This is a genomic window from Flammeovirgaceae bacterium, from assembly GCA_015180985.1.
In the GTDB taxonomy this organism is placed as follows: Bacteria; Bacteroidota; Bacteroidia; order Cytophagales; family Cyclobacteriaceae; genus UBA2336.
Genome location: CP054185.1, coordinates 1,535,750 through 1,550,418, shown reverse-complemented (window position 1 = coordinate 1,550,418; position 14,669 = coordinate 1,535,750). Strand labels below are relative to the sequence as shown.

Here is a 14,669-nt window from a genome sequence, read left to right as displayed (position 1 = left end):
TTTCAAACATAGTATCTGCGGAATACTTTGGCGGAACGAAGGTATTCGGTAAATTAGGTTATAAATGAAGTCCTCTGTGACTTACGTGGATGTGCGTTTTGCCTGTCCCGCCAAAGGCGGGAATGACATTACCGTTACTCACACACCCTCGCCCATCGTAAGCTCCAGCGATTATTTTGCGTTTGGCCTGCAGCATACTACCGGTGAACGGGCAGGGGTATATGAGCAGCGGTACCTGTACAATGGCAAGGAGTTGCAGGATGAGTTGAATGTTGGATGGCTGGATTATGGGGCTAGGATGTATATGCCGGAGATTGGGAGGTGGGGAGTGGTGGATCCATTGGCTGAAAAAGGGTTCAGATTCAGTCCCTACATCTATTGTGCAAACAACTCAATAAGATATTTGGATCCTGATGGAATGTGGTTTGATGACAAGAACGAAAAACGTGCCCAGAAAATTGAGAAAAAAATTGGTAAGAAAGCTGAGGGTCTTGGGAAGAAAGTAGATAAACTGAAAGCAAAGGGGAAAGACTTTTCTGATAAAACCGAAAGACTTGAAGAACTTGAGAAAAGTGCGCGTGATATTTCTGCCATGAGAAAAGACGAAAATGTTGAGTTCAGATACATGAAATCAACAGACGGGAAACCAATGACGACTCCAATTTCAGAGGATGGAAGCGTGGTTGGACTGTTCCATGATGGTACAATGGGATCAAAACTCCATGAATCTCGTCATGGTGGCCAACTGGTTAGGGGAGAGACGAATTTTCAAAAAGACGAAAATGGTAATTGGGTAGCTGGAAATCTGTACGGTGTTAATGATGAGATAAGTGCTTACAGAGCACAGTATGCTTATGATGGAAAAATCAATTTTGACATCTATGTTCCAATTCAAAATAAGGAGCATTTACGTCTTTATAACCAGACTAGAGGCAATTTATCCGCACCTACTGAACGAATAAATAGCATATTCCAAATCAACAGAAATATGGTCAATCGCATAGCACATCAGAAAGGAGTGCTGGTAGGACTTCAAGAGCCACTTTATATTAAGCAATTTTATAATCCAAGAGAATGGAATGAAAACTGACCTAACTTCAATAATTGGCGTATTTTTTATAACAACTTATTTATTTAGTTGTAATCCGGCAACGAAAATGTTTAAATACAACTATAAGTTTTCGGATTCTCCGTACAGGAATATAATTATTAACCTGAATTACGATTCAACTTTTGTAATGAGAAATGCAGTATCCGGAGATTTATCTTTTTCGTTTGCTGGTAAGTGGGAGCGCATCACTAACCAAAGTATTTTATTGATTAATCCAAACCAGATTAATATTGATAGCCAAGTCAATGCACCAAGGAAAGGTGAGAAAATAAATACAAAGCTAGCTTTTAGAGACAGGAGTTATATTTTTCCACTTATAGAAAATGATACAATCTGTTTTACAAAACGATATAATGGGTTTAATCTTAAAAATTACCCATTTGTCAAATCGAAAAGAGGTAACGACTAAGCAACTGTGTAAAGGCCCGATTCGGCCTTGCTGAAAGGGGATGTGGAATGTACCACTTTCAGCCGAATCGGTTGCATTTAAAGACTTAACTTTAAACACAGTTACCATGGAAAATCAAGAACAACACCCACTACTCAAAGAGATGCTCACCCCTGAGTTTCTCAAGCAATTTAAGAATTCGAAAGACCTCAACAGCTTTATCGATGAACTTTTCAAAAAGGGCATGGAGCAAATGCTGGAAGGTGAACTCGATGGCCATTTGGGCTATGCCAAACATTCACCAGAAGGGATTAACTCCGGGAACTCACGGAACGGAAAAACCCGTAAGACCATCAAGACCACGCGAGGTGAACTACAGATAGAAGTACCTCGGGATCGGAACAGCACGTTTGAGCCCGTCCTGGTTCCCAAGCGCAGCCGGTTCGTAGAAGGCATCGAAGAAATTATCATCTCCTTATATGCCCGGGGTATGAGCGTACGCGACATTGAAATACAAATCCGGGAAATCTATGGTGTGAATGTTTCGGATGCCACTATTTCCAACGTTACCTCGCGGGTACATACGTTGGTAACGGAGTGGCAAAGCAGGCCTCTTTCATCGGTGTACTTTGTGGTGTGGATGGATGGGATCGTATTCAAAGTCCGGCAGAATGGGAAGGTGATCAACAAAACCATTTACCTGGCCGTAGGCCTTAATGCTCAGGGGTTTAAGGAAGTATTGGGCATGTGGCTGGGTGAAAGCGAAAGTGCTTCATTCTGGATAAGTGTACTTACTGATTTAAAAAGCCGTGGCGTGGAAGATATTCTCATCACCAGCACCGATAATCTGAAGGGCTTCACCGATGCAATCACCAGCGTGTTTACCCAATCGGTAACCCAGATTTGTGTAGTTCATCAGATCAGAAATGCGCTTCGCTACGTTGTCTGGAAAGACAAGAAACAATTTGTAGCCGATTTGAAGACTGTTTACGGAGCACCAAACAAAGAGCTGGCTGCTCAAGCCTTAGAGCAGCTTGAAGTAACATGGGGCAAAAAATATCCGCATGCTATCAAGTCGTGGAAAACGAATTGGGATAACCTCACGCACTTCTTCGATTATCCGATCGAAATCCGAACGCTGATCTATACCACGAACATTATCGAAAATCTCAACGGAAAAATCCGCAAGTATACCAACAACAAACTTTCGTTCCCTGACGACCAGGCGGTGGTGAAAGCGGTGTACCTGGCTTTACGGGAGATCACCAAAAAATGGACCTTGCCCGTGAGAAACTGGCCACTAATCGTAAATCAATTTTTAACTATCTTCGAAGGCAGATGCAAAATATAAAACCTTTACGCAGTTGCTTAGTCGTTACCCAGCACTTACACACTTAATTAGGCAGTGTCCGAAAAGAGTTCGTAACTGATGTCAGTAAAACACTTAACGTATACCGCTAAAACCCAAACGCCTTTAACCAGCACGGCCAGCTTTGAAACTTCCACCAACACCAACTTCACCAACTACTTCCGCACGAGTTTTGATCTGGTTGATCATACGGATGCCGGAACAACCTATACCCATGTACAGCATCTCAACGGTGGCGTAAACGGACGCGTGGGTGTAGGCAAATCCATTTCCGTGCTGCCGGGCGACAAGGTAAGCATTGGCGCGTGGGCCAAGTACATGAACCCGGGCAGTACTTCCAACACTACCTCTTTTATTACAGCCCTCGCCTCGGCCTTTGGTACCAGCAGTACAGCCACCGGTGAGTTGGGCAAACTCTACAGCGGGCTGAACAGCTACGCCACGGCCGTGCCCGGTGGCGACCATCCCGATGATGACGAGACTGCACCCAAAGCCTTTGTTACCATTTTGCTGTTTGACAAAGACTATAACTTAATGGATGCCGCCTGGAAACAAATTACAACAGTAGGCCTGCAAAGCAGCCCAACGGTAAAACAACCGCCCCACGATTACCTGTTTAAAGAAGTAACCGTGCGCGAGCCGGGCTATGCCTATGTGTTTGTAAGCAACGAACACCCCACGTACGTAGATGTATACTTTGATGACATTACCGTTACCCACACCCCCTCGCCCATTGTAAGCTCCAGCGATTATTTTGCGTTTGGGTTGCAGCACACTACCGGTGAACGGGCAGGGGTGTATGAGCAGCGGTATCTGTACAATGGCAAGGAGTTGCAGGATGAGTTGAACATTGGGTGGTTGGATTATGGGGCAAGGATGTATATGCCGGAGATTGGAAGGTGGAATGCAGTCGATCCTTTAGCTGCTAAATTTACAATAGTAAGTCCATATACCTATGCGTTAAATAATCCGTTAATCTTTATTGATCCAAACGGAAAAGAGGTAATAAATGCATATGCAGGCGACTATAATAAAGCAAAATCAAGATTTGATGCAGCTAAGGCTGACGTAGGTGATAAAAAACGCAAAACTTGGACTAAAGAACAAAAGACGGAATACAGGGAATCAAAAAAAGAATTCAATGACATTAAAAGCAAATATATTTCAGCAGAGAAAGCTATTCAAGACCTGAAAAATACTGATGGTGAATTCTTCACAGCATTAGATAATCTCACTGATGCAGGAGGTAACAAGGTTGACATCTATGTAGAGGTTGCAACAAGCGAACAGCAGGCTAAACAGGATGGCAAACAAATCTATGGGACAACCCATGCATCTCCTAACAACGAAAATAATCTCGCATTAACGCAAAATCATAATGGACAGCCCTATTATATTCCTTATTCAAGTTATGGAAAAGGGACTATAAAAGTTGTTGTGCCTGCATCAGGTTACGGAACTAACGCACCTGGTCGCATGCTCGCACATGAAGGAGGGCACGCCCAGTACCTTGCACATAACTTATTTTATTATTACAGGGTCTATCTCGAAAATAATCCTTATGGTCCCAATGATTTCGAAATAGGCCATAGACCAGGTGATCCAAATGGAGAGGCTGCAAGAGCAGCAGAAAGAAGATATGATGAGAGAAAAAAAGAGCTTAGTAAAAGTAAAAAAGACCAGTAGCCATGAAAAAATATTTAATACACCTTGTTTTCTTTTTATGCTTAAATCATGTCAGTTGGGCGCAGCAAAACATTTTGGATACAACAAATCTGATATTCACGGCAAAACTTAAGTGTTTAGAGTCAGGTATTTATAGCATCCATGATGTTGATTTTCTTCAATCTCGAATGCATGGACGTATTCTAAAATCAACAGGATTCAATTCAAATTTTGTGATCTTTATTCTGATTGAAAAAAGAAAGACGGAATTGGATACAGTAATCAATCAAAACATTATTCCCCCAAGTGATAGAACAATCTCCGATTACAAAGCTAATCTTGTGCTTGGCGACTGTGATTATATTTTAGCGTATAACTTTACAGACAATCTTTTCTATCGACTTAAAGGATTTCTTGAAAATGACTTCGATAGACTGATCAAGAGTTTGATAAAAGTTGATTATAAAGTCGAAATGTATTACAAGAAGAAAAGTCAATTTATTAGAAACTTTTACATTGAGGATATTGATCTGAACTGCCTTTTGACATTGAATAAAACTAAGACAAAAGTCTCAGGGTGCGATATTTCCTGTTATTTAAGGGATAAAAGGGCTTTCATTTTTCGCTAATGCTTATGCCCTCGCAGAACAAAGACAACAATTTAGATGCCGCCTGGAAACAAATTACCACGGTTGGCCTGCAAAGCAGCCCCACCGTAAAACAACCCCCGCATGATTACTTATTTAAAGAAGTAACTGTTAGGGAGCCTGGCTTTGCCTGTGTGTTTGTAAGCAACGAGCACCCTACCTACGTTGATCTTTATTTTGACGATATAACCGTTACCCACACCCCCTCACCCATAGTAAGCTCCAGCGATTACTTTGCGTTTGGCCTGCAACACACTACCGGGGAGCGGGCGGGAGTGTATGAGCAGCGGACACTCTTTCAAACTCAGGAACTGCAAGATGAACTTAACATTGGCTGGGTTCAATTTAAATGGCGAAACCATGATCCAAGCATTGGGAGGTTTTTTAATGTAGATCCAATTGCGGAAAAATACTATTACAACTCGACTTATGCGTTTAGTGAGAATCGAGTAATAGACGGAAGAGAATTGGAGGGATTGGAATGGGAATCTATTCAAGATAAAAATAAGGATGGCTCAAACCAGATCAATTTTACCATTACATTGAAAGTCAAAAACTCTGCGGAGCTTGATCAATCAAAGGTAAAAGAAGTAGCCTTTGGAATAGCGAGGCAGACTGAAAAGAGCTTTTCTGGATTTGATAGTGAAAGTAATACTCATTTTAAAACCGTAGTCGTTTTAAACTTTGAATCTGATATTGATCCAAATTCTGATTTTTATCTTGATATGGTTAAGGAGGTTGAAGATAAAGAAGGGAAAAAATTGGGTTCCTGGGTTCCGGGTAAAGTTGATGAAATTGGAGACACTCAAAAAAACAGAATTCAGGTTAGTGTTGGAAGCGGAGATACTCCCGATGAAATCAATAGAACTGGCGCTCACGAAATAGGTCATACTGGTGGATTGCACCATAATGAACCAGGGAAAAATGTTGATAGAAACGGCTTACCGGTTGGACCAAACAATCTCATGAGACAAACTGGAGTTGTTGGAACTCATGATGACGTTAGCAAGAGAACAAACATCAACAGCAGGCAACTCAAACACATTTATTCAAACGTCAAGAAACAACAAAAGCAGTAATAATTATGATAAAGGCAAATCCGCAGTTGCTAATTGCACTGGCAATATATTTTAATAGTTGTTCTTATGCCCAAGAGCAACAGAAAATATCTTATGATATCAGAATTAATTATTCTGAAAAACGTAGAGTAGAGACGAGATCATCTTTTAAGGATAAGGAGGTAAGTAAAAAATTGGAGGACGATATACATTTGTTTTTCGAAACCGGTTTCCTTAAAGATAAAATAACCTTAATTATCAACAATGAAGTAATCATTAACAAGACTATTTCAACAGACGAGGCTTTGGGGTTAGCAGAGTACATTAATGTTGGTAAGAAAAAAGAAGTTAAAAATTTAGGGATCAGATTAAATAATGGAAGTTTAGCATATATCGAGATCAAACCAACTGATAATGTTATAGGAGTTTATCTCGTGGATAGAAAATTGTTGGTTGTGGAGTTTATTGAGGGCTATCCATCGTATTACTAAGCAACCTCAGTCCTTGTTCCCACTTTGGGATACCACTACAGGAATCATTATCGGAAACACAGGCACAGATGATTATTTTTCCTTCCCCGCAGAGTCTCCCTCCGAAGGTATTCGGTAAATTAGGTTATAAATGAAGTACTCTGTGACTTACGTGGATGTGCATTTTGCCTGTCCCGCCAAAGGCGGGAATGACATTACCGTTACCCACACCCCCTCGCCCATAGTAAGCTCCAGCGATTATTTTGCTTTTGGGTTACAACACACTACCGGGGAGCGGGCGGGAGTGTATGAGCAGCGTACACTCTTTCAATCCCAGGAACTGCAAGATGAACTCAACATTCGCTGGGTTCAGTTTAAGTGGCGAAACCATGATCCGGGTATTGGCAGGTTTTTTAATGTGGATCCAATTGCGGAAAAGTACTATTACAACTCGACTTATGCGTTTAGTGAGAATAAGGTGACTGCTCATATTGAATTGGAAGGGCTTGAGGCTTGGGACATTAAATACTCAGATGGTTCAGCCAGAAAAGTATATGGTCCATTTAAAGATCAAAATGCTGCTGAGACCTTTGCCGATGATCAGCTAATCATTTCTCCTGTAAAAGATCCTAAAATAACATCGGGCATATCTTCAGCCCGACTTGATCCCGTAACCCAAGACAAAATTAGACCCCATACTGGAGTTGATATTGTTAAATCAGAAGGTCCAACAGGAGGAGCCAAAGTATCAGCGCCTTTAAACGGTAAGATTTCTGAAAAGGGATCAGATTCAGGGAGAGGTAATTATGTCCACTTGACTGCCAATAAGGATAGTAAAATTCACAGATTTTATCATATGCAGGATGGGTCTACTGATAACGTAAAGACCGGAGATAACATTAGTAGAGGAGATGAGATAGGAAAAATCGGTAATACTGGGCATTCAACTGGCAATCATTTACACTATGAAGTTAGATCTAAGAATGGTGCTGTACTGAACCCAATAAATGAGAATCCTGGCTTGAAAAATGGTTCATCAAGCACAAAAAGTGTTATTAGAACGCCTGTAGAAGACAACACCTCAAGTTTAAAATTTAGTACTCAACTAAACGTAAGGCAATGAAAACATTTATTCTGATTTCATTCATCATTTCAGTTGTAATATGTGTTAATGGTCAACAACTCAATGTTACAATAAATGATGGATTTGCGCATAAACCGTTTAAAACTAATCCCAGTCCTGATAATATTTCAAGTATTTTAAAGGATCCTTTTAGCATCGAAAAGAAACCAACCAAGAATAAGCACTCAGAAGCAATTGACACACTTTTAATTTATAATTCAAAGAATAATGAAGTTGTGTTGCTGAAAACAACTGATAAGGTGCTCTTTGTAAAGGCTATTATCACCGATTGCAATGTAGTTCTTGAATCTGGAATAAAAATTGGCTTATCCAAAACTGAGTTTATTAAAAAACTAAAAATCAATAAGGATCTATGGGATAATAATCCGCTCATAATAGTTGATTCGTCAGAATATTTTTACCATACATTTTATTTTAAGAATAATATGCTGTTTAAAATTGTTTTGGACAGTAGCCCTGATTAACGGCATTTCGAAATTCTATTAGAGGTATTATGTGGCAACAAAGCAGCCCCACCGTAAAACAACCGCCCCACGATTATTTGTTTAAAGAAGTAACCGTGCGCGAGCCGGGCTTTGCCTATGTATTTGTAAGCAACGAACATCCCACATACGTTGACATTTACTTTGACGATGTAACGGTTACGCACACCCCCTCACCCATTGTAAGCTCCAGCGATTACTTTGCGTTTGGGTTGCAGCATTCGACAGGAGAAAGGGCAGGAGTGTATGAGCAGCGCCATCTTTATAATGGCAAGGAGTTGCAGGATGAGCTATCCCTTGCAACCTACGATTTCGGTTGGCGTCAATATGATCCAACCATAGGGAGATGGAGTGTCATAGATCAATTAGCTGAGAAGTATTATCCATCTTCACCTTATACTTTTGTAGCTAACAATCCGATCAATTTTATCGATCCAGACGGACGAGAGATTGAAGAAGGAAGCCGTAAGGAATGGGATAAGCAAAGGAAATCGGTTGAAAATAGGCGTGACAAACTTCAAAAGAGAATTGATAAACTTGAAGCCAAAGCTGAAAAGAAGGGATGGAGTGCGGAGAAAATTGCAAGCAAGACCAACAATTTGCAAGGCAGAGTAGACGGTTTAAACACAACTATTGCAGGACTTGATAGACTGGAAAGTAGCAGCCAAGTGTATCAATTGCAAAAGACAAATGATGAACTTGGTGGGACTACGTATGATCCAGGAACTGGAAATGTTGTAATCAGCTTTGGTTCAACCTCAAGTTTCGTACATGAGTCAACCCATGCTGTCCAGTTTGAGCATGGCGATGTAGCCTTTAGTACCACAAATGGTCAATCATTAGGCCAAGATGTATATGACGAAATGGATGCGTACAGAGCTCAATGGGCTTATGACCCTTCGTCTGTATCTCGACTTAAATCCACGTCTGTAGCTGATTCGTATGGAGCTATAACTGCGACTTGGGTTCAAGGGATAACCGCATCTGATGGAAGTAGACCATATTCAGTTGGTGGTTCTGCCAATACGGGAATAGTTCCGGTTAATATTAGCTCCACAAGGAGTACATTAATGCAAGCTTATCCAGGTGTAAGAAGTGCTCTTATGGGCGTTCCGGCTAACTATTCTTTGATATCGTCACCCACTACGTATTATCACAGGTCTTCGTATAGTAATCCATGCCATGAGTAGAAGAGCAATGATTCAAAAAATATTCTTCCTGCTTTTCATGGTTGGGTTTTCGGCTTGCTCAGCACAAGAGAAGTTAATAGGTAAGTATTCAAATAAAGGAAAGGACTTTTTCTATGAGTTAGAATTGAATGCTGACAGCACATTCATTCTAACGCAAAAGCAGCTTGAAGTAACTTCAAAATGCCAAGGTACGTGGGAGTCCTTATCTGATGGTCTGCTTTTGTTGAAGTGTTCTGAAGTCAAAGACGTTATCGAGAAATTGACAAGTGGTTACATGTCTGAACGGGAAAAGAGAGCAACGGTGTTAAGTAGAAAAAAGATAAAACTCCAGCAAGTTGTTTTGAGGAGAGTTAAGGGTTAAAGTACTTAACTGGATGATGTTTACTTGGTATCAGAAAGGACGTTCGAGAGGGCGTCCTTCAGTTCGGTGAGCGGGCAGGGGTGTATGAGCAGCGGCATCTTTACAATGGGAAGGAGTTGCAGGATGAGTTGAACATTGGATGGCTGGATTATAATACCAGGCATTACGATGCTTCAATAGGTAGATTTCTATCGCAAGACATAGCCTTAGAACATTATTTCAATTGGTCGCCATACACTTACGTTAAAAACAATCCGCTTATTTTCATTGATCCATCGGGAATGTTTACTGAGCTATTTAAATCTAATGGTAAAAAAATTGGTGAAGATGAGAAAGGAATTGACGGTAAAGTAAGAATAGTTACCGATAAATCTGAGATTAAAAGAATTAAGCAAAATTATAAGAACAATACTCCTACTGAGTCGAGTTCAATTAAAACTGGCTATGAAACTACAAAAACGACATTAACTGAATCACTTAATGTTTTGGATAGAACGCTAAAAAAGACTCCAAAAGACCCTGAAGGTGGATTTCACGAAGAGTCATCGCTAGTGATGAAAAACAACAAAGTAATCAGAGGTGAGTCTGGTGATAAGGTGCAAGTCAAAAATGGAGAGCTAATCGGTAAAGCTTCGCTTCCTAAATTACCCGAAGGTAGTACATATGAAGATGTTGAAGCAGCTATTCATTCCCACGCAACAGGGATTCTAATTGCTGATGGCGTATATTATCCGATGACCGCAACAGAGCCATCAAAGGGGATGTTTAGCGACCAAACAGCCTTCAAGTTTTACGAAAAAAATATTATTGTTGGAAGACTGGGTAGGTCAACTGTCACTATTAACACAGATGGTAGCTACAAAACCACGAAGACTCCATTAGGTGCTGTATTCTATAACAATCGATCCATAGAACAGTTAAGATTGACTGTTACAGCAATGAAAAGAATTACGAAATAACTAAACTATGAAAACTATTATATTCTTCATTTTATCTATTTGTAGCTTCATAGCCAATTCACAATCAAATGAAATACATGTTATTATTTTTATCGATGAACAGTTAATTACTAACAATTATTATAATGTGGAATTTTTTGTTAATAAAAAAGACGGAACATACGATACAATTAAAGTTGAATATCTTCCTGGTAGAATTATTTTGCCAAATCAATCTGACTACTTAAAGATACTATCGGTTGAAAATGAATCGTTAATATTCAGCTTTAATTACTCAACAAATAATATCAGAAATGAAAGAGAAGTACATGAGTATACTATAAAATTCGAGCCAGGCTGGATACGCCAAGACTATATCATTTTGTGGCTTTATAATCTGAGCACTAGAAAGTATCGCAGACTATTTTCCTCAGATTCCGACTATGTCTTTGAAGTTGAGACCCCGGAGTATCAAATGAAGCGAATAAGAAAAAAATAGCTCCCCGCAGAGTCTCCCTCCGGGGACTCTTCTATGTTGAAAGTCAAGTCCTGATGCACTAATTTTGTTATTGTTTTACCTGCGTGGCTGCGATTGGAAACCTCAGCGAACAAGCAGGGTTTACACTGAAAAAGATTTGGACTGTTAATAGGCAAAATTGGCAGTCCTTTCTTTTTTAGGAAAACCGAAAAAGAGTTTCCAACATAGCCCTGGCTTTACCCTTTACCAAGTATAAAATCAATCTTCTATAAGCAGTCATTCCTTTTCGGAAGCTGCACGATACCTTTTATATTTTTATAAAGGTGGGCTGTAATCTGCGGAAAGCAGTCACTCTGAAATCCAGAGGCTGCAAGAGTCCCCTTACATTGTGCCCACCGTTTATAACTTTTATATGGTTAAGCGGCTACGCCAAGTTCGTATTCCGTTTTGTTAATCAACACATAACGCAGTCGGCTCACCAACATCCGGGCAATACGAATGATGGCTTTATTACCCTTCATTCGGCTGCATAGTTGGTTATACTTCATAGTCAATGCCGGATCGGTACGTACTGCAACCCAGGCACTTTCGATGAAGCACTTCCTTAACGTTTTATTGCCTCGTTGTGTGATGTCGCCCACATGTTCACGGTCGCTCGATGAGGAAACATTGGGCACCAAGCCAATGTAGTTACATAATGAATCACGACTTTTAAATCGTTTGATATCTTCTAACTCAGTCAACACCATCATGGCTGTTAACCGGCCTATGCCAGGCACACTGATCAGCAGTTCTACCGGCTTAGCATATTTCTCTTCACCAGACAGAGTGTTTATCTGTTTGAGGATGGTAGTTAGTGTGCTTCTCCAGAATTCTGCTTCAGCCAGGTAAGTAGCTAATGTGTTGTTCCCACTTTTCCCGATGTCCACTTTCTTAAGCCACTCCATGAATCGCTTAGACCAATGTGTGCCCGACCTGGTGAATTGTTCGGGGTAATTAATCCCAAAATAACTCAATAAGGCTTTGATGCGATTACGACATCGTGTTTGATTGCCTACAATCCGCTGACGAGCCCGTAACAGGCTGCGGTCTTGCTGACAATTTTTGCTGGGTACATAGATGGCCTCCAGCTCACCACTTTTTAACGACCTGGCAATTTTTCGACTGTCTAAGGGATCGCGTTTTTGTTTTTTCTCTTTGTCTTTGGTCGGCACATCGGCTGCATGAACAACCATGCAGTTAACGCCACTTGCCTGCAGTCTTTCTTGCAACCAAAATCCTGAATACCCAGCTTCATAAGCAGCATGGTAGGTTGCACCCGGAAAATTCCGATTTAGATATTTTACCAACACATCGACATCCGGAGGCTGACTAAAAGTTTTAAGATGCAAATTCTCGCCCATGATGGTTACCGTGATCTGTTTCTTGTGCGTGTCTAAACCAACGTAAATGTTTTGTCCACTGAAATCCAATTTTTTGTTAACTTGTTTTTGCATAAGCCTCGAGTGTTTTGTTTTAATACAATAACTTATTAAAGTTAGTACACTGGGGCTTATGCTCTTTCAAACATAGTATCTGCGGAATACTTTTGGTGGAACGAAGGTATTCGGTAAATTAGGTTATAAATGAAGTCCTCTGTGACTTACGTGGATGTGCGTTTTGCCTGTCCCGCCAAAGGCGGGAATGACATTACCGTTACTCACACACCCTCGCCCATCGTAAGCTCCAGCGATTACTTTGCGTTTGGGTTGCAGCATACTACCGGTGAACGGGCAGGGGTATATGAGCAGCGGTATCTTTACAATGGGAAGGAGTTGCAGGATGAGTTGAGTCTGGGTATTTACGATTATGGAGCGAGATTTTATTCTCCTGAAGTTGGACGTTGGTGGCATGTTGACCCTCTGACTGAAAAGTACTTTAGCTGGAATCCTTACAACTATACCTTTAATAATCCGATCCTTTTTGTTGATAAAGATGGACGTGATGGAATGGTTACTGTTTCAGGAAGTGGTTCCAAGACCGATCCAATAACTTATACAATAAAAGCTAACTACTACTACAACACAAATAACTTAACAAAATCTCAGGCCGCAGCCATAAAGCAATCGATCTCCAATTTTAATAGCACTACATCTAATTTTAAGGATAAAGCTGGAAACCACGTTTCAGTCAAATATGATTTATCGGCAAAAGGTTTTGACAATGATGAAGCTGTAAATGAGGCTGTGAACAACGATAAATTTACCAATGAATTCGGAGGTAAAAGCTCCTACGGTAATAAAATTGTAAATACCAATTCAGATAACTCAACGTCCCGCTTTGGAGCGGACGTTGGAGGATCCAGCATTAATGGTGGTTCAAATTTGATTGAAATATATGATGATAACATTCAAAAAGCCGTTACTAACGGATTTAATGAATTTGATATTATTGTTAGCACAATTAACCACGAGATCGGGCATAATCTTGGAGGTGAGCATGGTGATCCAAATCCAGTTAATAAAGATCATATTTATTTAGGTTATAGAACAAAACCAAACTGCTATGGAAACGGCTGCTCAGAACCTTATGTCGAAAAAACAAAGGTTACACCCAAATTTGGGGAAACAATCATCAGACGAATCGAGGAGCCGAAAGATGTTTCTTATTTAAACAAGAAAAAACAAGAATGAAAAGTTCAATCGTTATATTTTTTACAATTTTATATACTTCTGTCAATGCACAGGAATTACAAAAGATCAATTGCTTGAAAAATCTAGTTTCTGCTAATGGCTACCTTATACGCGCAATAGATAAAAAGGTAATAAAACAGCAATTAAAAAGTCAAAAAAGAAGGAAAAAGGGAAAGCCCTTTAAAGTATTTATTGATAATCCAAATGATCACTATTACTTCATTATAGATAATTCTGTCGTTCCAATAGAAAGCATTATTTCTGAAAAATCAAATCAAATTTATCTTCCGTGTTTTAATAGATTTAAGCATGCCTTTCAATTACATTTTTGTATCGACAGTATTGATTGCTCAACTGACAAACTTTTTTCGAATAAGATTTATAAATCGAAAGGTAATAATAGGCATGTTTATCAGATAGCTCATATCGAAGGGACTTGGATTCGGTTCCTCGCAGACAGTAAGGCGATCGGCAATTTACTTTTTGATCGAACCCGTGATCTCCAAAATCAGTTTGATGAATTCGACTTCTTCCTTTTAGAGGACTATAAAACTGTTCAAACACCCGAGGACGTAATTAGGGCTTTTGAACTTGTTTACTGGAGGGAACTGAAGTCAATCTGGGAATGAAATTTCTTTGACAAAAGCCCTCGAAATGCGCAAAGCCTGGATTATATTGATTTTTTTAGTTCTCGGA

Annotated in this window: 15 protein-coding genes; 14 read left to right on the top strand and 1 reads right to left on the bottom strand. The window is 40.0% G+C overall.

Annotated elements, in window-relative coordinates:
- Positions 1 to 64: 64 nt before the first annotated feature.
- The 12 genes from HRU69_07365 (at position 65) to HRU69_07310 (ending at position 11,322) form a co-directional block, all read left to right on the top strand.
- On the top strand, positions 65 to 1,090 hold the full coding sequence (locus HRU69_07365; protein ID QOI97317.1) for an RHS repeat-associated core domain-containing protein: 1,026 nt from the start codon (positions 65 to 67) through the stop codon (positions 1,088 to 1,090).
- Between the two features lie 148 nt (positions 1,091 to 1,238).
- Positions 1,239 to 1,520 carry a hypothetical protein gene (locus tag HRU69_07360; GenBank protein ID QOI97316.1) on the top strand — a complete coding sequence of 94 codons (282 nt, stop codon included), beginning with the start codon at positions 1,239 to 1,241 and terminating at the stop codon, positions 1,518 to 1,520.
- A gap of 142 nt (positions 1,521 to 1,662) precedes the next feature.
- Positions 1,663 to 2,850, top strand: coding sequence for an IS256 family transposase (locus HRU69_07355; protein QOI98856.1), 1,188 nt, complete (start codon positions 1,663 to 1,665; stop codon positions 2,848 to 2,850).
- A gap of 78 nt (positions 2,851 to 2,928) precedes the next feature.
- The gene (locus HRU69_07350) at positions 2,929 to 4,554 is read left to right on the top strand and encodes a hypothetical protein (GenBank protein QOI97315.1); all 1,626 of its coding nucleotides are present in this window, start codon (positions 2,929 to 2,931) and stop codon (positions 4,552 to 4,554) included.
- Positions 4,555 to 5,167: 613 nt separating this feature from the next.
- Positions 5,168 to 6,259, top strand: a complete 1,092-nt coding sequence (locus HRU69_07345) for a hypothetical protein (protein QOI97314.1) — start codon at positions 5,168 to 5,170, stop codon at positions 6,257 to 6,259.
- A 5-nt stretch (positions 6,260 to 6,264) separates the two neighbouring features.
- Positions 6,265 to 6,729 (top strand): hypothetical protein, encoded by a 465-nt coding sequence (locus tag HRU69_07340; protein ID QOI97313.1) that lies wholly within the window; start codon positions 6,265 to 6,267, stop codon positions 6,727 to 6,729.
- Positions 6,730 to 6,859: 130 nt separating this feature from the next.
- Entirely contained in the window at positions 6,860 to 7,831 is a 972-nt protein-coding gene (locus HRU69_07335) for a peptidoglycan DD-metalloendopeptidase family protein (protein ID QOI97312.1), read from the top strand.
- On the top strand, positions 7,828 to 8,316 hold the full coding sequence (locus HRU69_07330) for a hypothetical protein (GenBank protein QOI97311.1): 489 nt from the start codon (positions 7,828 to 7,830) through the stop codon (positions 8,314 to 8,316). The genes HRU69_07335 and HRU69_07330 overlap by 4 nt, the downstream gene beginning before the upstream one ends.
- A gap of 29 nt (positions 8,317 to 8,345) precedes the next feature.
- Positions 8,346 to 9,524, top strand: coding sequence for a hypothetical protein (locus HRU69_07325; protein ID QOI97310.1), 1,179 nt, complete (start codon positions 8,346 to 8,348; stop codon positions 9,522 to 9,524).
- Positions 9,517 to 9,885: a hypothetical protein gene (locus tag HRU69_07320; GenBank protein QOI97309.1), complete on the top strand. Its 369-nt coding sequence runs from the start codon at positions 9,517 to 9,519 to the stop codon at positions 9,883 to 9,885. The genes HRU69_07325 and HRU69_07320 overlap by 8 nt, the downstream gene beginning before the upstream one ends.
- 80 nt (positions 9,886 to 9,965) lie before the next feature.
- Positions 9,966 to 10,844: an RHS repeat-associated core domain-containing protein gene (locus HRU69_07315; protein QOI97308.1), complete on the top strand. Its 879-nt coding sequence runs from the start codon at positions 9,966 to 9,968 to the stop codon at positions 10,842 to 10,844.
- A 7-nt stretch (positions 10,845 to 10,851) separates the two neighbouring features.
- Positions 10,852 to 11,322 (top strand): hypothetical protein, encoded by a 471-nt coding sequence (locus HRU69_07310; GenBank protein QOI97307.1) that lies wholly within the window; start codon positions 10,852 to 10,854, stop codon positions 11,320 to 11,322.
- Positions 11,323 to 11,717: 395 nt separating this feature from the next.
- On the opposite strand, the gene HRU69_07305 is transcribed toward HRU69_07310, so the two are convergent.
- Positions 11,718 to 12,797 (bottom strand): IS110 family transposase, encoded by a 1,080-nt coding sequence (locus HRU69_07305; protein QOI97306.1) that lies wholly within the window; start codon positions 12,795 to 12,797, stop codon positions 11,718 to 11,720.
- Positions 12,798 to 12,926: 129 nt separating this feature from the next.
- On the opposite strand from HRU69_07305, the gene HRU69_07300 reads away from it, so the two are divergent.
- Both HRU69_07300 and HRU69_07295 read left to right on the top strand, forming a co-directional pair.
- Positions 12,927 to 13,973, top strand: a complete 1,047-nt coding sequence (locus tag HRU69_07300; GenBank protein ID QOI97305.1) for an RHS repeat-associated core domain-containing protein — start codon at positions 12,927 to 12,929, stop codon at positions 13,971 to 13,973.
- Complete coding sequence (locus tag HRU69_07295) at positions 13,970 to 14,602, top strand: hypothetical protein (protein QOI97304.1); 633 nt, start codon at positions 13,970 to 13,972, stop codon at positions 14,600 to 14,602. The genes HRU69_07300 and HRU69_07295 overlap by 4 nt, the downstream gene beginning before the upstream one ends.
- The last annotated feature ends 67 nt before the right edge of the window (positions 14,603 to 14,669 follow it).

Excerpts from the sequence above, each read along its gene's own strand:
- HRU69_07340 (QOI97313.1), top strand. The coding sequence starts at position 6,265 with ATGATAAAGGCAAATCCGCAGTTGCTAATTGCACTGGCAATATATTTT.
- HRU69_07330 (QOI97311.1), top strand. The coding sequence starts at position 7,828 with ATGAAAACATTTATTCTGATTTCATTCATCATTTCAGTTGTAATATGT.
- HRU69_07335 (QOI97312.1), top strand. The coding sequence starts at position 6,860 with ATGAAGTACTCTGTGACTTACGTGGATGTGCATTTTGCCTGTCCCGCC.
- HRU69_07305 (QOI97306.1), bottom strand. The coding sequence starts at position 12,797 with ATGCAAAAACAAGTTAACAAAAAATTGGATTTCAGTGGACAAAACATT.
- HRU69_07320 (QOI97309.1), top strand. The coding sequence starts at position 9,517 with ATGAGTAGAAGAGCAATGATTCAAAAAATATTCTTCCTGCTTTTCATG.
- HRU69_07345 (QOI97314.1), top strand. The coding sequence starts at position 5,168 with ATGCCCTCGCAGAACAAAGACAACAATTTAGATGCCGCCTGGAAACAA.
- HRU69_07350 (QOI97315.1), top strand. The coding sequence starts at position 2,929 with ATGTCAGTAAAACACTTAACGTATACCGCTAAAACCCAAACGCCTTTA.
- HRU69_07365 (QOI97317.1), top strand. The coding sequence starts at position 65 with ATGAAGTCCTCTGTGACTTACGTGGATGTGCGTTTTGCCTGTCCCGCC.
- HRU69_07310 (QOI97307.1), top strand. The coding sequence starts at position 10,852 with ATGAAAACTATTATATTCTTCATTTTATCTATTTGTAGCTTCATAGCC.
- HRU69_07360 (QOI97316.1), top strand. The coding sequence starts at position 1,239 with ATGAGAAATGCAGTATCCGGAGATTTATCTTTTTCGTTTGCTGGTAAG.
- HRU69_07355 (QOI98856.1), top strand. The coding sequence starts at position 1,663 with ATGCTCACCCCTGAGTTTCTCAAGCAATTTAAGAATTCGAAAGACCTC.
- HRU69_07300 (QOI97305.1), top strand. The coding sequence starts at position 12,927 with ATGAAGTCCTCTGTGACTTACGTGGATGTGCGTTTTGCCTGTCCCGCC.
- HRU69_07325 (QOI97310.1), top strand. The coding sequence starts at position 8,346 with ATGTGGCAACAAAGCAGCCCCACCGTAAAACAACCGCCCCACGATTAT.
- HRU69_07295 (QOI97304.1), top strand. The coding sequence starts at position 13,970 with ATGAAAAGTTCAATCGTTATATTTTTTACAATTTTATATACTTCTGTC.